This window comes from Cupriavidus lacunae (assembly GCF_003353055.1).
Taxonomy (GTDB): domain Bacteria; phylum Pseudomonadota; class Gammaproteobacteria; order Burkholderiales; family Burkholderiaceae; genus Cupriavidus; species Cupriavidus lacunae.
On sequence record NZ_QKWJ01000013.1, the window covers coordinates 1 to 22236 of the forward strand.

Consider the following 22236-nt stretch of genomic DNA (forward strand, 5'->3'; position numbering starts at 1 on the left):
GGCGAATCGCCTCCAGCGTCTGATGGTCAAATGTACGTCCGTCTCGTTTCATACACGATCCGACCGGCACGGGCATCGCAAAGTTCCCCAATTTGTCGACTTACTTATCGACTGGTGAGTAAATGTCGCGCTAGTGGTCTGTTCAGTCGGAGGCAAGACATGGGAAAGAAAATGCCATCACGCATCGCATCGCTTGAAGACGCGCCCGCGGATGCGGCGCTGATCCGCCAGGTCATTACCGGCGCAGGATATGAATGCGTGAGCTTCGGCGAAAGCCGGCGCCTGCTGCTGGCGCTGCGCGACGCCGGTTTCGACCTGCTGCTGCTGGACTGGCAGATGCCGGACCTGTCCGGGCGCGAGGTGCTGGCCTGGGTGCGCACCCACCTCGACCGGCGCATCCCGGTGATGTTCCTGACCTGCCGCGATGCCGAGCACGATATCGTCAACGCGCTGGCGGCGGGCGCCGACGACTACATGGTCAAGCCGGTGCGCCCGGCCGAGCTGGCCGCGCGCATCGAATGCCTGCTGCGGCGCGCCTATCCCGCGCAGATGGCGCCACACGCGCCGCTGCGGCTGGGCGATTACGCTTTTGACTGCGCGTTGCGCAAGGTCACCTGCAACGGTCAGCCGGTCGGCCTGACGCCCAAGGAGTTCGACCTGGCGGTGCTGTTGTTCCGCAACGAAGGCCGTATCGTCACGCGCGACCACATCACCGCCGCGGTCTGGGGCCGCGAGATCTCACCCATGTCGCGCACCATCGATACCCATGTGTCGCGCGTGCGCAGCAAGCTCGGCCTGCAGCCTTCGCATGGCATGCGGCTGACGCCGGTCTACACGCATGGCTACCGGCTGGAGCGTACGGACCGCGCGGACCGCCCCGAGCGGGCGGCAGCGTGAAGACGCCCCTGTTGCGACATGCGGCGGTTGCCACGGCGTTGTGGCTCGGCAGCCGCTGGCTGGCGTGGGCTTTGCGCGGCCCCGCTGCCGCGGCGCCAGCGCCCGGTCACGGCGGCGACGTACGCGATCCCGCCGCGGTGCAGGACATGCTGTTGCATGTGCTCGGCCACGACCTGCGCGAACCCAATGCCTCGCTGCTGGCCTGGCTGGCCCTGCGACGTACCCAGGACCAGGCCGATGCGGCGCTGCTCGCGCAGGTCGGCGGCCATGCGCGCCGCTCGCTGCGCCATATCGACGACCTGAACCGGCTGCTGCGCGAAACGCGGCACGCCTATCGCATGCGGCGGATTGTCATGGAAAACCTGCTCGATGAAGCGCTGGATCGGGTGTGGACTGTGGCCTGCGAGGCCGGCATCCGGCTGGAACGGCCGGCAGGGCGCCTGCCGCGCATTGGCGGGGACCAGGCCATGCTGGGCGGCACGCTGGAATGGCTGTTGGCAAGTGCCATCGGTGCGGCGGCGCGAGGGACGGCGCTGCGGATCGCGTGCCGCGGCCACGCCGGCGGCGTGGCGCTCTCAATTGTGTTCAATCCCGCCGATGACGAGGGCGGCGTGCGGCTGGGCCTGCCCGGCCCGGCGCTGCTGTGCGCACAGCGCGTGGTGGCACGCCATGGCGGCATGCTGGTGCCGTTGCAGCCGGTGGCGGAAGCCGCCCCGCAAGCCGGCTGGTACCTGTGGCTGCGTCGCCGGCCGCGACCATGAAAAAAGGCACCCGAAGGTGCCTTTCGCCAGACTGATCAGACAACGATCAGAAGATGTGGCGGATGCCTGCGCCCAGGCCGAGCTGATTGTCCTTGCCCGGCAGTTGGGTCTTCGCGCCGCCGGTCACCTGGTTGTAGTCCACGGTGCCGTAGACCTGGGTGCGCTTGGACAGCGAGTACTCGGCCAGCAGAACACCGGTGTAGCGGTTGCCGCTGACATTAGCCAGACCGTTCGTGTTCTTGATGTGGTCACCATAGAACACGCCGGTCAGCGCCAGAGCCGGAGTGGCCTGGTAGGTCGCGCCGATGTAGCCGATGTTGTCCTTACGCGGGCTTGCCGTGTAATTGCCACCAGCCGGGATCGGATTGGCGCTGTTCGACGGCGTGAAGAAAGCGGCGTCGATCAGGCCAGTCTTATCCTTGCCACCGATGTAGCCGAGGAAGATCTTGGCCGGGCCGATGCCGTACTTACCGGCGGCACCCCACATTTGCTGCTTGTTGCCGTTCGTGTCACGGAATTCCTGGTACACGCCGCCAACGCCCCACGGGCCGGCTTCATATGCAGCACGGGCGCCAAAATACGGTGCGTTGCCATTGGGCGGGTTGGTCTGTGCGTGCGTGAAGCTGCCCGGCTTCTCACCGAAGCCATAGCTGACGCCAACGTTCAGGCCACCGAACTTGCCGGAGTAGCCGATCACATTGTCGCTGCGGAACTGCGTCAGGAAGAAGGGCCAGGCGTTGTTGTCGTAGTTGCCAATGGTCAGCGGATCGTAGTCGCCGAAGAAATTAAAGCCTTCGGTGTACTGGCGGCCCAGCTTGATGGCGCCGAACTCGCCGCTCAGGCCAACATATGCCTGACGACCGAACAGGCGGCCACCCTGGTTAGCCTTGCCGGTATCCGGATCAAAGCCGTTTTCCAGTTGGAAGATCGCCTTCAGGTTGTTGCCCAGGGCTTCGCTACCCTTCAGGCCCCAGCGGCTGTTGGTGACCGCGCCGTTGGTCAGTTGCGTCTGGCTGTGGTTCTGGGCGTCGGAATTGGTGGTGAAGCGGACGCTCTGGTCAACGATACCGTACAGGGTAACGGACGATTGTGCGAAAGCCGAACCTGCCAACAGGCTGCCGGCGGCGAGGACGATGGCCGATTTCTTCATGGAGCTCCTTTTCTGTCTCTTGTACTGTTCTCTCCGCCGGATCACGACGGGGACGAGGTTTACGTTTCGTGTAAACGCCGCGAAAATTTAACAAAAGGTCGGCTACAAGGACACAAAACTCCGCCGAGCCGCGCTTTCAAGCAGGATTTTGGTGCAAATCCGTTGTCTCGCCGCTACACAATTCCGGTTTGGTGCGATGCCGCAGCAGCGCGAAGCGACCTGTGCACTGGACTGGCGGGGGCAGGGCGGGGAAAGCGGAGGCCGGCCGACGCCGACGCGCAAGCGGCGCCGGTTGGCGGTAAGACGGGAGGTGTGGGGGGGAACCGCGGGGAGGAACGACCCCGGCAGCGCCGGGGTCTGTTTTCAGTTCTGCGGGATCTCGATCTTGACCTCGAGCACCTCGAGGTTGTCCTGGCGTTCCAGGCTGACGCGCAGGTCCTGGTCGCCGATCTTGACGTACTTGGAGATCACCGCCACCAGTTCGCGCTGCAGCGCGGGCAGGTAGTCGGCGGGTGCGGAATGGCCGGTGCGCTCGTGCGCCAGGATGATCTGCAGCCGCTCCTTGGCGACCGACGCGGACTTTTTCTTCTCTCCCAGCAGGAAGGAAAGGATCGACATGGGGTGAACCCTCCTTGACCGTTACTTGTTGCCGAAGATGCGGGAGAGCAGACCCGGCTTCTGGTAGTCGGTGAAACGCATCGGCTTGTCCTTGCCGAGGAAGCGGTCCACCACGTCGCTGTAGGCGTCCGACACGTCGCTGCCTTCCAGGTGGATGGCGGGCGTGCCCTGGTTGGAGGCGTGCAGCACGGCTTCCGATTCCGGGACCACGCCGATCAGCTTGATGCGCAGGATTTCCTGGATGTCGGTCAGCGACAGCATCTCGCCGCCATGCACGCGCTTGGGATTGTAGCGGGTGATCAGCAGGTGTTCCTTGATCGGATCGCCGCCTTCGCTGGCGCGCTTGGTCTTGGAAGCCAGGATGCCCAGGATGCGGTCCGAATCGCGCACCGACGACACTTCCGGGTTGGTCACGATCAGCGCTTCGTCGGCAAAGTACATGGCCATCAGCGCGCCCGACTCGATACCGGCGGGCGAGTCGCAGACGATGAATTCGAAATCCATCTCGATCAGGCCGTTGATGACCTTCTCGACGCCTTCGCGTGTGAGCGCATCCTTGTCCCGCGTCTGCGAGGCCGGCAGGATGAACAGGTTCTCGCACTTCTTGTCCTTGATCAGCGCCTGGCGCAGGTTGGCTTCGCCCTGCACCACGTTGATCAGGTCATACACCACGCGGCGTTCGCAACCCATGATCAGGTCGAGGTTGCGCAGGCCGACGTCGAAGTCGATCACGGCAGTCTTGTGGCCGCGCAGGGCCAGGCCGGCGGCAAAGCTGGCGCTGGTGGTGGTCTTGCCGACGCCTCCCTTGCCGGAGGTCACAACGATGATTTTTGCCATGGCTCTTTGGTCCAGTAATAAGTTGATGCTTGCGCTGTCTGCGATTCGGTCCCGAGCGGCGCCGCGGTTACTTGAGCCGCAGCGCTTCGAGGATCAGTTTTTCATCGGCCAGGCGCACCTGGGCGGTCTTGCCGAGCACGTCGGCCGGAAGCGTCTGCTCCGCGGTCCGGTAGATGCCGGCGATGGAAATCAGTTCGGGCTCCATGCACGTGCTGAAGATGCGCGCGCCGGTGTTGCCCTTGACGCCCGCCAGCGCACGGCCGCGCAGCGGGGCATAGATATGGATGTTGCCTTCGGCGATCACTTCGGCGCCGTAGCTGACCACGTCCAGGATCACCACGTCGCCCTGCGCGTAGACCTGCTGGCCCGAGCGCAGCGGCTTGTCGATCAGCATGGTCTGGGTCTGGCGGATGGCGGCGGCCACGGCGGCATCCGTGGCTGCCTGCGCGCCGGCGCGGGCGGATTCCTCGCGCGCGGCCTGTTCGGCGGCGGCCTGCTCCGCCGCGGCAGCGGCCTTGGCCTCGGCGGCCCGGTCGGTGGCGCGATCGGCGGCACTGCCGCGGCGGGCCTGGCTGTCGAGCAGCGGCAGGCCAAAGCGCTCGGCCCACTCGCGCTGGCCTGGGCGGGCCACCACGCCGATGGCGCGGGCCTTGAGCGTTGCCAGCGTGTCGATCACGGTGCCAAGCGCGACGGCGTTGTCATTTTCCAGCGCGCGCAGGTCCAGCGCGATCACGTCATTGGAGAAGAAGTCGGGGGTGGCTTCAAAGCGGGTGAGGAGGTCACCCCGCAGCGCAGCCATGTCGGCGGTCTGGAGGGAGAGAAGGAGGGCGTCGACGTTGCCACTGCGCAGCTCGAAGCGTGGCGATTTCTTCTGGGACATAGCCGGGTGACCGTGGAAATGCCACATTCTAACGTCGTATCTGTCGCGAACTGTAACAATTGGATCGATATGTACCGCAGGTGGCGCGTGGGTTCCATCTGCACCGGTATGGCACGCCAGCGCGCCAGGCAAGTGTGGCCGGGGTGGCTTGCGGTGCGCGAAACGCGCGGGACATGCAGGCGAGGCGGGGCCCAATGCAAAGCCTTGTTACGATTGCGCCATCTGATCAGCGGAGTTTCCATGGGCGCCATCGTCAATTGCGTGGCCTACCGGCAGGGCAAGCGGCTCGGCCCGGTGGGCATGGAGGAAATCCGGACGGTGCTGGCCGTGCCCGGCACCTTCGTCTGGCTGGGCCTGCACGAGCCCGATCTCACGCTGCTGCGCGAGGCCCAGCAGGCGTTCGGCCTGCACGACCTGGCGGTGGAAGATGCGCTCGATGCGCACCAGCGCCCCAAGCTCGAGTCCTACGGCGATTCGGTCTTCGTGGTGCTCAACACCGCGCAGCTGGTGGAAGACGAAGTCGTGGTCGGCGAGACCCATCTCTTCGTCGGCCCCAACTACGTGGTGTCGGTGCGCCATGGTGTCAGCAGCACCTACGCGCCCGTGCGCGAACGCTGCGAGCACGATCCGCACGGCCTGGCCAACGGCCCTGGCTTTGTGCTGTATGCGCTGATGGATTTTATTGTCGACCACTACATGCCGATCGTTACGCGCCTGGAAGACACCTTCGAGGCACTGGAGCAGGGCATCTTCCGCGATGAATTCGACCGCGCGGCGATCGAGCGCCTGTATCAGATCAAGCGCCAGGTGCTGCGCCTGCGCAATGCGGTCAATCCGGTCGAGGACATGTGCGGCCAGTTGATCCGGCTGCACGAAGACCTGGTGCCGAAGGAGCTGCGCGCGTATTTCCGCGACATCGAAGACCACGCCAGCCGGCTGGTGCGCACGCTCGACGTGGTGCGCGAAATGCTGACTACGGCCGTGCAGGTCAACCTGGCGCTGGTGACCGTGGGCCAGAACGAGGTGGTCAAGCGGCTGGCCGGCTGGGGCGCGATCCTGGCCATCCCGACCGTGGTCTTCAGCCTGTACGGCATGAACTTCGATGTCATGCCCGAGCTGAAATTCCACTATGCCTACCCGGCCGTGATCGGCGTGACCGCGGTTGCCTGCGGCGCGCTGTGGCGGCGGTTGCACCGGGCCGGGTGGATCTGAGCTTCTGATTTTATCTGTGTGACGAATGATCGGTCACAAAATTATTGGTGATTGATTATTCCCGTGTATAGGCATCGGATCCCGTGCGCGCCTACCGGCGCCCGGTCCTGACTCCTACACTGGAAGCAGGAAGGCGCCGCGCCCGGAGTCCGCCATGTCGATTGCCCGCCCCCCGATTGCCGCCTTGCTTGCCGGTGCCGCTGCCGCGTGCCTGCTATGCATGCAGCCGGCTGCCTCCGCGCCGCAGCCGCCCGCCCCAGCCCAGGCGCAGACCCGTGATGCGGTCGCTGCCTATGAAGCGGGCAACTTCGACCAGGCGCTGCGCGGCTTCGCCAATGCCGCGAAGCAAGGCAACCGCCTGGCGCAGTTCAACTTCGCGATGATGCTGCTGCGCGGCGAGGGCACCGCCGCCCGTCCGCAGGAGGCACTGGTCTGGCTGAAGAAAGCGGCAGACAACCAGATGACGCATGCCCAGTACACCTGGGGCGATCTTTATGAGCGCGGCGAACTGGTGCCGAAGTCGCTGGAGGAGGCCAACCGCTGGTATGCGCTGGCCGCGCAGGGCGGACATGTGCAGGCGCAGATGGCGCTGGCGACGAACTATTTCACCGGCCGCGGCGTGCCGCGCGATTACGGCCAGGCATTTGCCTGGTACAGCCGCGCGGCGATTGCCGGCGACGGCGGTGCGCAATATATCGTCGGCAGCTACTACGAGCACGGCGAGCCCGGCGTGGTGGACCAGGATATCGAGCAGGCCAAGATCTGGTACGCGCGCTCGGCCGCGCATGGGGATCCGGGGGCGCTGGCGAAGCTGCGGTCGTTGCTGGAGGAGGCGGTGCGGGGTAGGGCGGCGAGGTGAGCTGCGCTGCGTGTAAGCAGGGCACCAGGTCGTCGCCTATATTGACTGGGTGCTCCCTCTCCCGCTTGCGGGAGAGGGTTGGGGAGAGGGCCGGCTTGTCCACGAAGTGAGCGCCTGTGGTCAGCAAGCGCCTGCCCTCTCCCCCGGCCCCTCTCCCGCAGGCGGGAGAGGGGAGCAAACCGGCAGTTTGCGGAGACTTTCGCTGTTGCCAGCCTTTATCCCAGCTTCTTCTTCAACAACTCATTCACCTGCGCCGGGTTGGCCTTGCCCTTGGTCGCCTTCATCGCCTGACCGACCAGAGCGTTGAACGCCTTCTCCTTGCCCGAGCGGAATTCCTCGACCGACTTGGCGTTGGCCGCCAGCACGTCGTCGATGATCTTCTCCAGCTCGCCGCTGTCGGACATCTGCTTCAGGCCCCTGGCCTCGATGATGGCGTCGGCGTCGCCGCCGTGTTCGCCCGCCCACATCGCCGGGAACACATCCTTCTTGGCGGTGTTGTTCGACACCGTGCCGTCAGCGATGCGCGTGAGCAGCTTTGCCAGTTGCGCCGGCGTGACCGGTGCGGCGTCGATGGCGATGCCTTCGCGGTTGAGTTGCGAGGCCACGTCGCCCATCAGCCAGTTGGCGGCGGGCTTGGCGTTGGCGGTGCCCGCGCCGGCCACCACGGCTTCGTAGTATGTGGCGAAGGCCTTGGTGGCGGTCAGCGTGGTGGCGTCATAGGCCGACAGGCCGTATTGCGAGACAAAGCGCGCCTGCATCGCCGCCGGCAGCTCCGGCAGCTCGCCGCGCACGCGCTCGACCCAGCTGGGGTCGATTTCCAGCGGCATCAGGTCCGGATCGGGGAAGTAACGGTAGTCGTGCGCGTCTTCCTTGGTGCGCATGGCGCGCGTTTCGCCCGTATCCGGATCGAACAGCACGGTGGCCTGCTGGATCTTGCGGCCGTCCTCGATCTCGGCGATCTGCCACTGCACTTCGTAGTCGATGGCCTGCTGCAGGAAGCGGAACGAGTTCAGGTTCTTGATCTCGCGGCGGGTGCCGAATTCCTTCTGGCCGAGCGGGCGCACCGAGACGTTGGCGTCGCAGCGGAAGCTGCCTTCCTGCATGTTGCCGTCGCAGATGCCCAGCCACACCACCAGCGAGTGCAGCGCCTTGGCATAGGCCACGGCTTCGGCGGCACTGCGCATGTCGGGCTCGGTGACGATTTCCAGCAGCGGGGTGCCGGCGCGGTTCAGGTCGATGCCGGTCATGCCGGCAAAGTCCTCATGCAGCGACTTGCCCGCGTCTTCTTCCAGGTGGGCACGCGTCAGGTTGACGGTCTTTTCGTAGGACTCGCCCTGCTTGCCTTCGACCTGGATGGTGATGGTGCCGCCCTGTACCACCGGGATCTCATACTGGCTGATCTGGTAGCCCTTGGGCAGGTCGGGGTAGAAGTAGTTCTTGCGCGCAAAGATGCTGCGCGGCGCGATGGTGGCGCCGATCGCCAGGCCGAACTGGATGGCGCGCTCGACCGCGCCCTGGTTGAGCACCGGCAGCACGCCCGGCAGCGCCAGGTCCACCGGCGAGGCCTGTGTGTTGGCCTCGGCCCCGAAGGCGGTCGAGGTGCCGGAAAAAATCTTGGAGGCCGTCGAGAGCTGCGCGTGCGTTTCGAGGCCGATCACCACTTCCCATTGCATGGCGGTATTCCTGTTCGGTTCTTTCGGTGTTGTCTGTTGCGAGGGAGCGGCAGCGCCGCTCCGGTGTTCTGTCTGGCCTTGTCCCTTGCCGTCAGGGGTCGGGACTGGCAAGCCAGGAATCGAGCTGGGCCAGCGCGGCCACGCGGGCGACCGCATCGCCGCCGACGGTGACGCCCTGGGCCTTGCGCATGCCGGCGGGCACGTCGCGGCGGATATGCAGCTCGCTGGTGCCGTCAAAGCCGTGATACGCGCCCGGGTAGATCTCCAGCCGGAAGCGCGCGTCCGGCTGGCGCGCCTGCACGGCGCTCTGCAGCATGGCGCAGCGGGTCGCGGGCGTCCAGTCGTCGGCGCCACCGATCAGCAGCAGCAGCGGCGCACGCAGGCGGAAGTCGTGCTGCTGCACGGCGCGCTTGCAGCCCGGGTAGAACGCCACCGCGCGCTCCACCTGGGGCGTGCCGGTCGGCCACGGGCGGCTGGCGTCGACGGTGGCCAGTACCGCCTGCGCGCCGTTGGACCAGCCCAGCAGCACGATGCGCGCGGTGTCGACCGCGGGCTGCTGCGCCACCCAGCGCAGCGCGGCCAGCGTATCGGCGCGGCGCGTGCGGTCGTCGCTGCCGCGCGTGTCGATGGGCTCGGAGCAGATGCCCTGGGGCCTGCCGCGCGCGCTGAAGCTGTCGGGCATCAGCACGGCGTAGCCGCGTTCGGTCAGCCAGTGCGCGTATTCGCGATAGCGCTGCTGCAGCAGCGGCGCAACGTCCGTTTTGTCGGTTACCGCAGCGCCCGGCGTGCCCTCTCGCGAGGGGCGCGCGGACAGCAGGCCGCCGCAACCGTGCAAGGCTACCACCACGGGCAGCGCGCGCGGGGTGGCGCCCTCGCGCGGCAGGAACCAGTAGGCGGTCAGCGCGGGCGTGGCCGCATCGCCGCGCAGCTGGACGCGCTGCGCGGGTACGGCTGCCGTGGCAGTGGTAGTGCCCGGCGCAGCCCGGCTCACGTCATTCGGCGCCAGCACGCTGGCTGGGCTCAGCGGCGCCGGCTGCGCCAGTGCGGTGGCGGGCGGGTCCGGCGTATGCGCGGCCGCGCCAGCCAGCCATGCGCCCAGCCCCAATGCCACCGCGGCGCGCAGCAGCGCCAGCGCCGGGCGGGCGGCGCGCAAGGAGCGTTGCAGGGTGGCGGGTGCGTGGGTCATGACCGGCTTCGGTGGCTTCAGCGCGTGCGGGCGCAGGCGCCGGTGCCCGGCTCGAACATCACGGGCCAGGCTTCTTCATAGATGCCGGGGGTGCAGCGCTGCTGGCAGTTGGCGTGCGCCAGCGTGACGCGGCGCGGCTCCTGCCAGACCATCAGCTTGCAGGCGCTGCCGTCGTTGGCGCGCAGCTCGATATGCGGCTTCTTCTGGACCTGGCGGAAGTCAGCCAGGTTGAAGCTGCACGAGCCGCGCTTGCCCACCCACAGCTTCCACGACAGCTGCTGCACGTTGTTGTTCGACACGCGCAGCTGGGCGTCCTCGCGGAAGCCGTCTTCTTCGGTGCGGCGGCAGTCGCCGGCCAGGTCGATATCGCGGCTGGCGATCGGCGCGGGGGGCGCGGGCCGCCCCGGCACGCCCGGCAGCGGGATGCAGCCGGCCACCGCCGCGGCAAGCGCGGCCGCGGCCATCAGGCGCAGAGTCAGCGAGGAGCGTGCGGTCATGGTCAGGCCTTGGCGGGACGGCGCAGGTGCCAGTCGGTCGCCTGCTGGAACGCATGCGCGGTCTGCAGCAGGCGCGCTTCGTCGAAGTAGTTGCCGATCAGCTGCAGGCCCACCGGCATGCCGGCTTCGCCGAAGCCGCACGGCACGCTCATGCCGGGCAGGCCGGCCAGGCTGGTGGACAGCGTGAAGATGTCGGCCAGGTACATCTGCACCGGGTCCGAGGTCTTCTCGCCCAGCTTCCACGCCACCGTCGGCGCCACCGGCCCCATGATCACATCGCACTGGGCGAAGGCGCGCTGGAAGTCGTCGGCGATGATGCGGCGGATCTTCTGCGCCTGCAGGTAATAGGCATCGTAGTAGCCGTGCGACAGCACGTAGGTGCCGACCATGATGCGGCGCTTGACCTCGGCGCCGAAGCCTTCGGCGCGGCTCTTCTTGTACATGTCGAGCAGGTCGCGGTACTCGGCCGCGCGGTGGCCGTAGCGCACGCCGTCAAAGCGCGACAGGTTGGACGAGGCCTCGGCCGGCGCGATTACGTAGTACACCGGGATCGACAGCTCGGTCTTGGGCAACGTCACCTCGACCAGCGTCGCGCCCAGCTTTTCATACTCGGCCAGCGCGGCGCGCACGGCCTGCTCGACATCGGCCGCGAGGCCCTTGCCGAAGTATTCCTTCGGCAGGCCGATGCGCAGCCCGGCCAGCGGGCGCTCGGCGCTGGCGCCGGCGCGGGGCTGGCCCAGCAGGCGGGTGTAGTCCTCGTCCACGCCGCCCTGCGCGGGCGGGATGCTGGTGGAGTCCCTGGGGTCGAAGCCGGCCATGGCGTTGAGCAGCAGCGCGCAGTCTTCGGCGCTGTGGGCCATCGGGCCGCCCTGGTCCAGCGACGAGGCGAAGGCGATCATGCCGTAGCGCGACACGCGGCCGTAGGTCGGCTTGATGCCGGTGATGCCCGAGAACGACGCCGGCTGGCGGATCGAGCCGCCGGTGTCGGTGCCGGTGGCGGCCGGTGCCAGGCCAGCGGCCACGGCCGCGGCCGAGCCGCCCGACGAGCCGCCGGGCACGCGGCTGGTGTCCCACGGGTTCTGCACCGGGCCGAAGTGCGAGTTCTCGTTGGACGAGCCCATCGCGAACTCGTCCATATTGGTCTTGCCCAGCGTGACCATGCCGGCGGCGGCCATGCGCTCGACCACGGTGGCGTCGAACGGGCTCTCATAATTGGCCAGCATCTTCGAGCCGGCGGTGGCGCGCCAGCCGCGCGTGACGAACACGTCCTTGTGCGCGATCGGCACGCCGGTCAGCGGCGCGGCCTCGCCGCGCGCGCGGCGTTCGTCGGCGGCGCGCGCCTGGGCCAGGGTCCGCTCGGCATCGACGTGGATAAAGGCGTTGAGCGCGGCGGCCTGCTCGATGCGGGCCAGGTACGCGCGCGCGAGTTCCTCGGCGGAGACGGAGCGCGCGGCCAGGGCGTCGGCAAGCTGGCGCAGGGAGGTCACGGAATCAGCGGAAAAGGGCATGACAGTCGGTTGGCATCAGGGGTGTTGTACTGGCGGGCGGCCGGCGGCGGACGGCAGTGCGGGTGTCGCGTGCGTGGCGTCCGGGCCGGGCGATGGTCATTCGATGACCTTGGGCACCAGGTACAGGCCGTCTTCGGTGGCCGGCGCGGGGCGCTGGTAGTCGGCGCGGCGGTCGGTCTCGGTGACCACGTCCTCGCGCAGGCGCAGGACCATGTCGCGCACGGCCGACAGCGGGTGGGCCAGCGGCTCGATGCCGGTGGTGTCGACCGCCTGCATCTGCTCGACCAGCGAGAAAAAGTTGTTCAGCTGCGCAAGCGTCTGGGCGGCTTCGTCATCGCTGGTTTCGATGCGGGCCAGGTGGGCGATGCGCTTGACGTCGGATAGGTCGAGGGCCATGGCGTGGTGGTTCGATGCTCGGATGCAGAGGGCGCGGGCTGCGCCGGCGGCTGGCTCATGGGGCGGCTGCGTCGCACGGCCCGTGGCCTGACCGGGGGCGCCGGAGTGGCGCCCCGGAGTCGTCGGAATTACAGGTATTTTCAGGCCGTAAACGCCCGAAGCAGCAGGAATTATAAGGTATCATTGCGTGTTACCGACCTTTGGCAACGCCTACGCCACATGGCCGCGGAACGGCTCCCGGGCCGCGCCGCAACATGGTCCCTGGCCAGCGTCTCCGCGCCAGGCATTTAAAGGCGCCCGAAGGGCAAACCTGGGTCCTCTGATTAGGCCTTGCCGCCGGCCCGCGCATGTTGCATGACTGTCAACATGATGCGCCGGCGCCTGCACATTTCCGCGAACTTTTTCGCGGGGTCTAATCAAAGGTTCCCGTAGGGCCGGCGCACGCGTTGCGCCGGCGGTGCCGATCCCATTCCCATCCCGACCCGGGCAGCCCCCGGGCCGGGCGGCGGGCGGACCGGGAAGCCGAGAACCATTCCGTATCAACACCACGTATTTCGTGGCCGGGCCGCCCGCGGTGCCGGCCGCTTCGCCTACCCGCGAACACCACCACAGACAGGATTCCTGATGTTCGGATTTCTCCGCAGCTATTTCTCCAACGACCTGGCAATCGACCTCGGCACCGCCAACACGCTGATCTACATGCGCGACAAGGGCATCGTGCTGGACGAGCCCTCGGTGGTTGCGATCCGCCAGGAAGGCGGCCCCAATGCCAAGAAGACCATCACGGCGGTGGGCAAGGAAGCCAAGCAGATGCTGGGCAAGGTGCCGGGCAATATCGAGGCGATCCGCCCGATGAAGGACGGCGTGATCGCCGACTTCACCGTCACCGAGCAGATGCTCAAGCAGTTCATCAAGATGGTGCACGACAGCAAGCTGCTGCGCCCGAGCCCGCGCATCATCATCTGCGTGCCGTGCGGCTCGACCCAGGTCGAACGCCGCGCCATCCGCGAATCGGCGCTGGGCGCCGGCGCCAGCCAGGTCTACCTGATCGAGGAGCCGATGTCGGCCGCGATCGGCGCCGGCCTGCCGGTGTCGGAGCCGTCAGGCTCGATGGTGGTGGATATCGGCGGCGGCACCACCGAGGTGGGCATCATCTCGCTGGGCGGCATGGTCTACAAGGGTTCGGTGCGCGTGGGCGGCGACAAGTTCGACGAGGCCATCGTCAACTACATCCGCCGCAACTACGGCATGCTGATCGGCGAACAGACCGCCGAGGCCATCAAGAAGGAAATCGGCTCGGCCTTCCCGGGCTCCGAAGTCCGCGAGATGGAAGTCAAGGGCCGCAACCTGTCCGAGGGCATCCCGCGTGCCTTCACGGTGTCGTCCAATGAAATCCTGGAAGCCCTGACCGATCCGCTCAACCAGATCGTGTCGGCGGTGAAGATCGCGCTGGAACAGACCCCGCCCGAACTGGGCGCCGACATCGCCGAGCGCGGCATGATGCTGACCGGCGGCGGCGCGCTGCTGCGCGACCTGGACCGCCTGCTGGCCGAAGAAACCGGCCTGCCGGTGCTGGTGGCCGAAGACCCGCTGACCTGCGTGGTGCGCGGCTCCGGCATGGCGCTGGAACGCATGGACAAGCTCGGCAGCATCTTCTCCTACGAGTAAGAAGGACGCTCACGTGGCGATGCGCGGCCTGCCGGATCGATCGATCAGGGCGGCGTCGCGGCGCCTCGCCAGCCGGGGCCAGGCCCCGGCAGCCCCCGCCGCCCGGTCGTGCCGCGCCCATCCCTGCACAGGATATGGGCGCGGCACGGCGGGCGGCGGGCCGTTTCCGCGTGGGCTCCGGCTTTTGTTCGGGTAAATGGATTACTCCCCTCCGCCGCTCTTCAAGCAAGGCACCTCGGCTGTCGCCAGGCTGGTCCTGTACGTGGGTATCGCGCTGGCGCTGCTGGTGGTCGACGCCCGTTTCGACGCGCTCAGCGTGGGCCGGCAGGTTGCCGCCACCGTGCTGATGCCGGTCGAGCGCCTGGTGCTGACGCCGCGCGACGCGATGCGCACCATGTTCGACTACGCGCAGTCGTCGGCGATGCTTGCCACCGAGAACCGCGAACTGCGCCAGAACGCCGTGCAGCAGGCCCAGGCCTCGGTGCGCCAGGCGCAGCTCGAGGCCGAGAACAACCAGATGCGCAAGCTGCTCGGGCTGGCGCAGCAGTCGGCCACGCCGGTCACGGCGGCCGAGATTCTCTATGACGCGCGCGATCCCTACAGCCAGCGCATCGTGATCGACAAGGGCAGCCAGCACGGTCTGCGCGCCGGCTACCCGGTGATCGACGAGCGCGGCGTGGTGGGGCAGGTCACGCGCGTGTCGCCGTTCCAGTCCGAGGTGACGCTCCTGACCGACAAGGACCAGGCGATTCCCGTGCAGGTGGTGCGCAACGGCCTGCGCAGCGTGGCCTTCGGCGGCGCGCGCGCGGGCCAGCTGGACCTGCGCTTCATGGCCGCCGCCGCCGACCTGCAGCAGGGCGACCTGCTGGTGACCTCGGGCCTGGACGGCACCTACCCGCCGGGCCTGCCGGTGGCGAAGATCGTCCAGATCGAGCGCAAGGCCGATACCGCGTTCTCACGCGTCTATTGCGAGCCGGTGGCCGGCGTGCGCTCGCACCGTCAGCTGCTGGTGGTGCGCTACGACGCGGCCATCCCCGCGCGCGAAACAGTCGAGGCCAAGCCGGAGGCGCCGCTCAGGGGCTCCAGGTCCGCCGCGGCGCGCGCTGCCGCCGACAGCGCGGCGGCTGCCAAGGCCGCGCCCGCCAAGGAGGCACCGTGACCAATCCCCAATACCTGCTGCGGCCGGTCAATCCCGCCTTTATCGCTTTCAGCTTCGTGCTGGCGTTCCTGTTCAACCTGATGCCCTGGGGCACCACGCTGTGGATTCCCGACATGGTGGCGCTGGTGCTGGTGTTCTGGAACATCCACCAGCCGCGCAAGGTGGGCATGGGCGTGGCCTTCCTGCTGGGCCTGCTGATGGACGTGCACGATGCCCGGCTGCTGGGCGAGCACGCGCTGGCCTACACGCTGCTGGCCTACTTTGCCATCACCATCCACCGCCGCGTGCTGTGGTTCACCGTCTACACCCAGGCGCTGCATGTGCTGCCGCTGCTGTTCATCGCACACGCGGTGCCGGTGCTGATCCGGCTGGCCATGGGCGCGCCGCTGCCGGGCTGGCCGCTGCTGCTGGCGCCGGCTATCGAGGCGCTGCTGTGGCCGCTGGCCACCAGCCTGCTGCTGGCGCCGCAGCGCCGTTCGAACGATGTCGACGAAACCCGTCCGATCTGACGCCGCACCTAAACGCTAATCTCCGGGCCCAAGCAGTACCATGACCGAAATCCGCAACGTCGAACTGGAAATCGGCCGCTTCCGCATCCGCGTGGCGGCTGCGGCCCTGTTCACGGTGATCTGCTTTGGCCTGCTGTTCTCGCGCTTCCTGTGGCTGCAGTGGTACAAGCATGACCAGTACTCGGCCAAGGCCGAGGACAACCGCATCTCGGTGGCGCCGATCGAGCCCAACCGCGGCATCATCATGGACCGCAACGGGGTCGTGCTGGCGCGCAACTATTCGGCGTACACACTCGAGGTCACGCCGTCCAAGCTGACCGATACGCTGGACAACACCATCGAGAGCCTGTCCGGGCTGGTCGACATCCAGCCGCGCGACCGGCGCCGCTTCAAGCGGCTGATGGAAGAGTCGCGCAGCTTTGAAAGCCTGCCGATCCGCAGCCAGCTGACCGACGAGGAAGTGGCGCGCTTTTCCGCGCAGCGCTTCCGCTTTCCGGGCGTGGACGTGCGCGCGCGGCTGTTCCGCCAGTACCCGCTGGGCGAGTCGGCCTCGCACGTGATCGGCTACCTGGGCCGCATCTCGCAGCGCGACCAGGAACGCATCGAGGCCATGGACGAGGCCAACGACGCCGAGGGCGCCAAGTACGACCCGCGCAAGGATGCCGACAACTACAAGGGCACCAACTACATCGGCAAGATCGGCCTGGAGCAGAGCTACGAGAGCGAGCTGCACGGCCTGACCGGCTTCGAGGAAGTGGAAGTGAGCGCGGGCGGGCGCCCGATCCGCACGCTGTCGACCTCGCCCGCCACGCCCGGCAACAACCTGATCCTGTCGCTCGATATCCGCCTGCAGCAGCTGGCCGAAGCGCTCTACGGCGACCGCCGCGGCGCGCTGGTGGCAATCGAGCCGTCCACCGGCGACATCCTGGCCTTTGTCTCCAAGCCGACCTACGACCCCAACCTGTTCGTGGAAGGCATCGACACCAATACCTGGAACGAGCTCAACAGCTCGCCCGACAAGCCGCTCCTGAACCGACCCCTCAGGGGCACCTATCCGCCAGGCTCGACCTACAAGCCGTTCATGGCGCTGGCGGCGCTGGCCACCGGCAAGCGCACCGCCAACTGGGGCATGCACGATCCCGGCTTCTTCACGCTGGGCAACCATACCTTCCGCGACGACAAGCCGGGCGGGCACGGCTGGGTCGACATGCACAGCTCGATCGTGCAGTCGTGCGACACCTACTACTACGCGCTGGCGCGCGACATGGGCGTCAACGGCATCCATGACTTCATGAAGCCGCTGGGCTTCGGCCAGATCACCGGTATCGATATCGAGGGCGAAAGCCGCGGCATCCTGCCGTCGACCGAATGGAAGCGCCGCGCCTACCGCAAGCCCGAGCAGCAGAAGTGGTACGACGGCGAGACCATTTCACTGGGCATTGGCCAGGGCTACAACAGCTTCACCATCCTGCAGCTGGCGCAGGCCACCTCGGTGATCGTCAACAACGGCAGCGTGATGAAGCCCCACCTGGTCAAGGCAGTGGAAGACGCGGTCACGCGCAAGCGTTCGCTGACGGTGCCCAAGGAAAGCTATCGCATTCCGCTCAAGCAGGCCGATATCGATGTGATCAAGCGCGCCATGGTGGCGGTGACGCACTCCGGCACGGCCGCGCGCGCGTTTGCCGGGGCCGCCTATGAGTCGGCGGGCAAGACCGGCACGGCGCAGACCTACAGCCTGGGCAAGGGCGAGAAGTACAACCACCACGCGCTGGACGAGCGCAAGCGCGACCACTCGCTGTACACGGCCTTCGCGCCCGCGGACAACCCCAGGATCGCGATCGCGCTGATCGTCGAGAACGCCGGCTTCGGCGCCGCGGTGGCCGCGCCGATCGCGCGCAAGGTGATGGATTACTACCTGACCGGCAAATGGCCGGCGGAACTGGAAGCCATCGCGCCGCCGGAAGCCGAGCGCATGGCGGGCCGGCCGCCGGTGGATACGCCGAGCGTGTTTACCACCGGCCAGACCGCCAGCATCGCCAGCGCCACGGTGATGTCGGGCGGCGGCGCGCCGGCCAGCGGCGCAGCCGCCAGCGCGGTGGCCGCGGCCTCGGGCGCGCGCACCGGCGCCTCAGACGTGATCGCGGCAGCGCTGGACCCGGCCGCGATCGCGCCGGCCTCGGCCGTGCAGACGCTGGACGAACGCATGCTGCAGGCGCTCGGCCACAGCAAGCCGAAATTGCCGCCGCCGGCCTCAGCGCCGCTCGTGCCGGCCAAGGCGCCCGCGCCCAAACCACGCGTCAAGCCCGTGGCTGCCAAGGCAGCCAGCGGCGCCGACGCCACTCGCTGAAGGAGACGCGCATGGATCGACGCCGCGTCCTGTCATTCATCAAGTCCGCGCTGAGCGGCTTCGACAAGCCACTCTCGCTGATCGTCTTCCTGTTGTTCGCCACCGGCATCGTGGCGCTGTACTCGGCCGCCATCGACATGCCGGGCCGGGTCGAGGACCAGCTGCGCAACATTTTGCTGTCCTACGTGGTGATGCTGGTGATCGCCTACCTGCCCACGCAGACGCTGATGCGGGTGGCGGTGCCCATGTACACGGTCGGGGTGGCGCTGCTGATCGCGGTGGCCATGTTCGGCCTGATCCGCAAGGGCGCGCGCCGCTGGCTCTATGTCGGCATGGTGATCCAGCCGTCCGAAATCATGAAGATCTCGATGCCGCTGATGCTGGCCTGGTACTTCCAGAAGCGCGAGGGCGTGATCAAGTGGTTCGACTTTGTCGTGGCGCTGCTGCTGCTGCTGGTCCCGGTCGGCCTGATCGCCAAGCAGCCCGACCTGGGCACGGCGCTGCTGGTGATGGCGGCGGGCGTGTACGTGATCTACTTCGCGGGCCTGTCGTGGAGGCTGATCCTGCCGCTGCTGGGGCTGCTGGTGGTCGCGGTCACGCTGCTGATCACCTTCCAGAACGACATGTGCGCGCCGGGCGTGAACTGGCCGGTGCTGCACGACTACCAGCAGCACCGCATCTGCACGCTGCTGGACCCGACCACCGACCCGCTCGGCAAGGGCTTCCACACGATCCAGTCGATCATCGCGATCGGCTCCGGCGGGGTGCAGGGCAAGGGCTGGCTCAAGGGCACGCAGACGCACCTGGAGTTCATTCCGGAAAAGCACACCGACTTTATCTTCGCCGTGTACTCGGAAGAGTTCGGCCTGATCGGCAACGCGTTGCTGCTGGTGCTGTACCTGCTGCTGATTTTCCGCGGCCTGTTTATCGCGGCCAATGCGCCGACGCTGTTCTCGCGGCTGCTGGCGGGGTCGATCACGCTGATCTTCTTCACCTACGCCTTCGTCAACATGGGCATGGTCAGCGGCATCCTGCCGGTGGTGGGCGTGCCGCTGCCGCTGATGAGCTATGGCGGCACCGCGCTGGTGACGCTGGGTGCGGGCATCGGCATCCTGATGAGCATTTCGCGGCAGAAGCGGCTGATCCAGACGTAGCGCGGCACGCGTCAAAAGGGGGCCACGGCTGAGCCGCCGGCCCCCTTTGCTAAACTGCCACCCACTTTACCTCTACCGGTCCACGCCCCATGAACGCCCAAGACGTTGCCGCCTACCTGCAGAGCCATCCTGAATTCTTCGAAGAGCACGCCGAACTGCTGGCCGCGGTGCAGCTGACCAGCCCGCACAGCCACCGTGCCGTGTCGCTGCAGGAGCGCCAGATGGAAATCCTGCGCGAGAAGAACAAGGGCCTGGAGCTGCGCCTGGCGGACCTGGTCCGCCACGGCCATGACAACGACCGCACCCAGCAGCGCATGCACGCCTGGCAGCTGCGCCTGCTGGCCGAGGCCGATTCGCACGCGCTGCCCTATGCCGTGCAGGACGGCCTGCAGCAGGTGTTCGACGTGCCGGCGGTGGCGCTCAGGCTGTGGGATGTCGCCGAACAGTACGCGCACATGGAAGTGGCGCAGGGCGCCAGCGAAGACCTGCGCATCTTTGCCGAAGGCCTGCGTGCGCCGTTCTGCGGCAGCAACAGTGGCTTCGAGGCCGCGGCGCTGCTGGAGCGCGACGACATCACCTCGCTGGCGATGGTGACGCTGCGCGTGCCGTTGCGCGCCGGCGATGCCGAGGCCGGTGCCGACGTGCGCGGTGCCGCCTTCGGCCTGCTGATGCTGGGCTCGCCCGATCCGCGCCGTTTCCACGAAGGCATGGGCACCGCCTACCTGTCGCAGATCGGCGAAGTTGCGGGCGCCGCGCTGCACCGGCTGCGCGACTGAGGCGCGACGGCCTCCGCCTGACCCCATGACTGCGCGCCGGCCGCCCCGCCATGCCGTGGTGGACATTGTGCCTGCCGGCGACGACCCGCCACCGGCCCCCGATCCGCTGGTCACGCACTATCTCGACTGGCTGCGCGGCAGCCGCAAGCTGGCCGAGCACACGCTGACCAGCTACAGCCGCGACCTGCGCGTGCTGCAGGGCCATGCGGCGCGCTATGCGCCCGGCGTGGCCCTGCTGGCACTGCAGACCCACCATATCCGCAACTTTGCCGCGCGGCTGCATGGCGCCGGCCTGGTCGGCACCAGCATCGCGCGCACCTTGTCGGCGTGGCGCGGCTTCTTCCAGTGGGCGGCGCGCCACGGCCATGGCGTCACGGTGAATCCGGTCGACGGCGTGCGCGCACCGCGCTCAGGCCATGCGCTGCCCAAGGCGCTGTCGGTCGAGCACGCGGTGGCGCTGGTCGCGCATCCTGCCGGCACCGATGCCCAGGCGCTGCGCGACCATGCGGTCCACGAGCTGTTCTATTCAAGCGGGCTGCGGCTGTCCGAGCTGGTGCAGCTGGACGTGCGCTATGCGGATGCCGACGGCTACCGCTCCAGCGGCTGGCTTGACCTGGCCGGCGCGGAAGTCACCGTGACCGGCAAGGGGTCGCGCCAGCGTTCGGTGCCGGTCGGCAGCAAGGCCATCGAGGCGCTGCATGCGTGGCTGGCGGTGCGTGACACGCTGCTGCGCCCCGTCGCCGCGCCCGAAGATGCCAACGCGCTGTTCCTCGGTCCGCGCGGGCGGCGCCTGTCGATGCGCACCGTGCAACTGCGGCTCAAGGAGCAGGCCCTGCGCGCCGGCGTGCCGGCCGACGTGCATCCGCATATGCTGCGGCATTCGTTCGCCACCCACTTGCTGCAGTCTTCCGGCGACCTGCGCGCGGTGCAGGAGATGCTGGGCCACGCCAGCATCTCGACCACGCAGGTCTATACCGCGCTCGATTTCCAGCACCTGGCGAAGGTCTACGACAAGGCCCATCCCCGTGCCGGCCGGGCGCGCGCCAGGCCGGCGGCTGATCTGGCTGATCTGGCCGATCCTGACGAAACGTCGGAAGACTAGTTCACGCCCACTGCGCCAGCACCTCGCGGAAGCGCTCGATCTCGGGCAGCAGCCAGCCGCGGAAGGCCTGCACCTTGGGCAGGTTCAATGAGCCCGGCGCGCACACGAAGTACAGCAGCCACGGACATGGGATGCTGACATCGAACAGCCGCACCACGCGGCCGGCCAGCAGGTCGTTATAGGCCAGCGAGGAGCGGATCAGCGCAATGCCCTGGCCTTCAGACGCCGCCTGCAGCAACAGCGAGGAATCTTCCAGCAACAGCCCCTTGCGCGGCTCGGGCCAGTCCAGCCCGGCGGCCTCGAACCACGGCTTCCACGGATCGCCCTCGCCGCGCAGCAGCGGCAGCCCGGCCATGTCCTGCGGCCGTTCGGGCAGGCGTGCGCCATTGAAGCCCGGGCTGCAGACCGGGAAGAAGACGTCGTCCAGCAGCCGCTCCACATACAGGCCGGGATAGTCGCCGCTGCCCATGCGCAGTGCGAGATCGATTTCCTCGTGGGCAAAGTTGACCAGGGTGTTCGACGACAGCAGCTCGACATCCAGTTCCGGGTGGCGCTCGATAAAGCTGCCGATGCGCGGCGTCAGCCAGCGCGCGGCAAACGACGGCATGGTGCTGATGGTCAGGCGCTTGTCGCGGTTGCCGGCCTGCAGCGCGCGCGTGGCATCGGCGATCTGCAGCAGGGCGTCGCGCACGCGCTCGGCATAGAGGCGCCCCGCCGGCGTCAGTGCCACACGCTTGCCGTGGCGCTCGAACAGCGGCATGCCCAGCTCTTCTTCCAGCGCACGGATCTGGTGGCTGACCGCGCCGTGGGTGACGAACAGCTCCGTGGCCGCGCGCGAAAAGCTCTCGTGCCGCGCCGCGGCCTCGAAGGCGCGCAGCGCGGTCAGCGCCGGCAGGCGCGGCAGTTCGCGGTGCCAGCCGCGCGGCAGGTCCTTTTCCCAGGCGCTCTTCCAGGCCATGGTGGTCTCCAGACGGTCGTGTGTATGTGAATTTGTCTAACAAGAACAAGGAAAATATATCGTTTTGATAGTGGTCGGGCAATCACTAA

At 67.7% G+C, this 22236-nt stretch carries 21 protein-coding genes; 11 read left to right on the forward strand and 10 right to left on the reverse strand.

What is annotated here, in order from left to right; all coding sequences use genetic code 11:
- Positions 1-159 precede the first annotated feature (159 nt).
- Together DN412_RS12980 and DN412_RS12985 are read left to right on the forward strand one after the other, a co-directional pair.
- Positions 160-897: a response regulator transcription factor gene (locus tag DN412_RS12980; protein WP_115212015.1), complete on the forward strand. Its 738-nt coding sequence runs from the start codon at positions 160-162 to the stop codon at positions 895-897.
- Complete coding sequence (locus DN412_RS12985) at positions 894-1658, forward strand: sensor histidine kinase (protein ID WP_115212016.1); 765 nt, start codon at positions 894-896, stop codon at positions 1656-1658. The genes DN412_RS12980 and DN412_RS12985 overlap by 4 nt, the downstream gene beginning before the upstream one ends.
- A 46-nt stretch (positions 1659-1704) precedes the next feature.
- Here the strand turns inward: DN412_RS12985 and DN412_RS12990 are convergent, their stop codons facing one another.
- From DN412_RS12990 to minC, 4 genes are all read right to left on the reverse strand, one after another.
- Positions 1705-2808, reverse strand: a complete 1104-nt coding sequence (locus DN412_RS12990) for a porin (protein WP_115212017.1) — start codon at positions 2806-2808, stop codon at positions 1705-1707.
- A 363-nt stretch (positions 2809-3171) separates the two neighbouring features.
- Positions 3172-3426, reverse strand: a complete 255-nt coding sequence (minE, locus tag DN412_RS12995; RefSeq protein WP_010811451.1) for a cell division topological specificity factor MinE — start codon at positions 3424-3426, stop codon at positions 3172-3174.
- A 21-nt stretch (positions 3427-3447) separates the two neighbouring features.
- Positions 3448-4263, reverse strand: a complete 816-nt coding sequence (gene minD, locus DN412_RS13000) for a septum site-determining protein MinD (protein WP_078194710.1) — start codon at positions 4261-4263, stop codon at positions 3448-3450.
- Positions 4264-4330: 67 nt separating this feature from the next.
- Positions 4331-5143, reverse strand: coding sequence for a septum site-determining protein MinC (minC, locus tag DN412_RS13005; protein ID WP_115212018.1), 813 nt, complete (start codon positions 5141-5143; stop codon positions 4331-4333).
- 240 nt (positions 5144-5383) lie between these two features.
- Here minC and DN412_RS13010 point away from each other — a divergent pair, with 240 nt between their 5' ends.
- Both DN412_RS13010 and DN412_RS13015 read left to right on the forward strand, forming a co-directional pair.
- Positions 5384-6355: a magnesium and cobalt transport protein CorA gene (locus DN412_RS13010; RefSeq protein WP_115212019.1), complete on the forward strand. Its 972-nt coding sequence runs from the start codon at positions 5384-5386 to the stop codon at positions 6353-6355.
- Between the two features lie 154 nt (positions 6356-6509).
- Positions 6510-7214, forward strand: a complete 705-nt coding sequence (locus tag DN412_RS13015) for a tetratricopeptide repeat protein (protein WP_115212020.1) — start codon at positions 6510-6512, stop codon at positions 7212-7214.
- A gap of 215 nt (positions 7215-7429) precedes the next feature.
- Here DN412_RS13015 and gatB read toward each other — a convergent pair whose 3' ends face one another.
- From gatB to gatC, 5 genes are all read right to left on the reverse strand, one after another.
- On the reverse strand, positions 7430-8887 hold the full coding sequence (gene gatB / locus DN412_RS13020; RefSeq protein WP_115212021.1) for an Asp-tRNA(Asn)/Glu-tRNA(Gln) amidotransferase subunit GatB: 1458 nt from the start codon (positions 8885-8887) through the stop codon (positions 7430-7432).
- Between the two features lie 91 nt (positions 8888-8978).
- A complete protein-coding gene (locus tag DN412_RS13025; RefSeq protein WP_115212022.1) occupies positions 8979-10073 on the reverse strand; it encodes a dienelactone hydrolase family protein in 1095 nt (364 codons plus the stop codon).
- Positions 10074-10090: 17 nt separating this feature from the next.
- Positions 10091-10570: a hypothetical protein gene (locus tag DN412_RS13030; protein ID WP_115212023.1), complete on the reverse strand. Its 480-nt coding sequence runs from the start codon at positions 10568-10570 to the stop codon at positions 10091-10093.
- 2 nt (positions 10571-10572) lie between these two features.
- The gene (gatA, locus tag DN412_RS13035) at positions 10573-12078 is read right to left on the reverse strand and encodes an Asp-tRNA(Asn)/Glu-tRNA(Gln) amidotransferase subunit GatA (RefSeq protein ID WP_115212024.1); all 1506 of its coding nucleotides are present in this window, start codon (positions 12076-12078) and stop codon (positions 10573-10575) included.
- Positions 12079-12174: 96 nt separating this feature from the next.
- Entirely contained in the window at positions 12175-12474 is a 300-nt protein-coding gene (gatC, locus tag DN412_RS13040) for an Asp-tRNA(Asn)/Glu-tRNA(Gln) amidotransferase subunit GatC (RefSeq protein WP_115212025.1), read from the reverse strand.
- A 624-nt stretch (positions 12475-13098) separates the two neighbouring features.
- Here gatC and DN412_RS13045 point away from each other — a divergent pair.
- The 7 genes from DN412_RS13045 (at position 13099) to DN412_RS13075 (ending at position 21189) form a co-directional block, all read left to right on the forward strand.
- Complete coding sequence (locus DN412_RS13045; RefSeq protein ID WP_008648066.1) at positions 13099-14142, forward strand: rod shape-determining protein; 1044 nt, start codon at positions 13099-13101, stop codon at positions 14140-14142.
- A gap of 196 nt (positions 14143-14338) precedes the next feature.
- Complete coding sequence (mreC, locus tag DN412_RS13050; protein WP_115212026.1) at positions 14339-15301, forward strand: rod shape-determining protein MreC; 963 nt, start codon at positions 14339-14341, stop codon at positions 15299-15301.
- Entirely contained in the window at positions 15298-15810 is a 513-nt protein-coding gene (gene mreD, locus DN412_RS13055) for a rod shape-determining protein MreD (protein ID WP_115212027.1), read from the forward strand. Before mreC ends, mreD begins: the two co-directional genes overlap by 4 nt.
- Positions 15811-15850: 40 nt before the next feature.
- Positions 15851-18157: a penicillin-binding protein 2 gene (gene mrdA, locus DN412_RS13060; RefSeq protein WP_115212028.1), complete on the forward strand. Its 2307-nt coding sequence runs from the start codon at positions 15851-15853 to the stop codon at positions 18155-18157.
- Positions 18158-18168: 11 nt separating this feature from the next.
- Positions 18169-19311 (forward strand): rod shape-determining protein RodA, encoded by a 1143-nt coding sequence (rodA, locus tag DN412_RS13065; protein ID WP_115212029.1) that lies wholly within the window; start codon positions 18169-18171, stop codon positions 19309-19311.
- Between the two features lie 89 nt (positions 19312-19400).
- Complete coding sequence (locus DN412_RS13070; RefSeq protein WP_115212030.1) at positions 19401-20087, forward strand: DUF484 family protein; 687 nt, start codon at positions 19401-19403, stop codon at positions 20085-20087.
- A 25-nt stretch (positions 20088-20112) separates the two neighbouring features.
- Positions 20113-21189 (forward strand): tyrosine recombinase XerC, encoded by a 1077-nt coding sequence (locus tag DN412_RS13075; RefSeq protein ID WP_115212031.1) that lies wholly within the window; start codon positions 20113-20115, stop codon positions 21187-21189.
- Position 21190: 1 nt separating this feature from the next.
- Here DN412_RS13075 and DN412_RS13080 read toward each other — a convergent pair whose 3' ends face one another.
- Positions 21191-22147: a transcriptional regulator GcvA gene (locus DN412_RS13080; protein WP_115212032.1), complete on the reverse strand. Its 957-nt coding sequence runs from the start codon at positions 22145-22147 to the stop codon at positions 21191-21193.
- Positions 22148-22236 lie beyond the last annotated feature (89 nt).

Bases quoted from the DNA above. Each gene is read 5' to 3' on its own strand.
- DN412_RS12980 (WP_115212015.1), top strand. From the start codon at position 160: ATGGGAAAGAAAATGCCATCACGCATCGCATCGCTTGAAGACGCGCCC.
- DN412_RS12990 (WP_115212017.1), bottom strand. From the start codon at position 2,808: ATGAAGAAATCGGCCATCGTCCTCGCCGCCGGCAGCCTGTTGGCAGGT.
- minE (WP_010811451.1), bottom strand. From the start codon at position 3,426: ATGTCGATCCTTTCCTTCCTGCTGGGAGAGAAGAAAAAGTCCGCGTCG.
- minD (WP_078194710.1), bottom strand. From the start codon at position 4,263: ATGGCAAAAATCATCGTTGTGACCTCCGGCAAGGGAGGCGTCGGCAAG.
- minC (WP_115212018.1), bottom strand. From the start codon at position 5,143: ATGTCCCAGAAGAAATCGCCACGCTTCGAGCTGCGCAGTGGCAACGTC.
- DN412_RS13010 (WP_115212019.1), top strand. From the start codon at position 5,384: ATGGGCGCCATCGTCAATTGCGTGGCCTACCGGCAGGGCAAGCGGCTC.
- DN412_RS13015 (WP_115212020.1), top strand. From the start codon at position 6,510: ATGTCGATTGCCCGCCCCCCGATTGCCGCCTTGCTTGCCGGTGCCGCT.
- gatB (WP_115212021.1), bottom strand. From the start codon at position 8,887: ATGCAATGGGAAGTGGTGATCGGCCTCGAAACGCACGCGCAGCTCTCG.
- DN412_RS13025 (WP_115212022.1), bottom strand. From the start codon at position 10,073: ATGACCCACGCACCCGCCACCCTGCAACGCTCCTTGCGCGCCGCCCGC.
- DN412_RS13030 (WP_115212023.1), bottom strand. From the start codon at position 10,570: ATGACCGCACGCTCCTCGCTGACTCTGCGCCTGATGGCCGCGGCCGCG.
- gatA (WP_115212024.1), bottom strand. From the start codon at position 12,078: ATGCCCTTTTCCGCTGATTCCGTGACCTCCCTGCGCCAGCTTGCCGAC.
- gatC (WP_115212025.1), bottom strand. From the start codon at position 12,474: ATGGCCCTCGACCTATCCGACGTCAAGCGCATCGCCCACCTGGCCCGC.
- DN412_RS13045 (WP_008648066.1), top strand. From the start codon at position 13,099: ATGTTCGGATTTCTCCGCAGCTATTTCTCCAACGACCTGGCAATCGAC.
- mreC (WP_115212026.1), top strand. From the start codon at position 14,339: ATGGATTACTCCCCTCCGCCGCTCTTCAAGCAAGGCACCTCGGCTGTC.
- mrdA (WP_115212028.1), top strand. From the start codon at position 15,851: ATGACCGAAATCCGCAACGTCGAACTGGAAATCGGCCGCTTCCGCATC.
- rodA (WP_115212029.1), top strand. From the start codon at position 18,169: ATGGATCGACGCCGCGTCCTGTCATTCATCAAGTCCGCGCTGAGCGGC.
- DN412_RS13070 (WP_115212030.1), top strand. From the start codon at position 19,401: ATGAACGCCCAAGACGTTGCCGCCTACCTGCAGAGCCATCCTGAATTC.
- DN412_RS13075 (WP_115212031.1), top strand. From the start codon at position 20,113: ATGACTGCGCGCCGGCCGCCCCGCCATGCCGTGGTGGACATTGTGCCT.
- DN412_RS13080 (WP_115212032.1), bottom strand. From the start codon at position 22,147: ATGGCCTGGAAGAGCGCCTGGGAAAAGGACCTGCCGCGCGGCTGGCAC.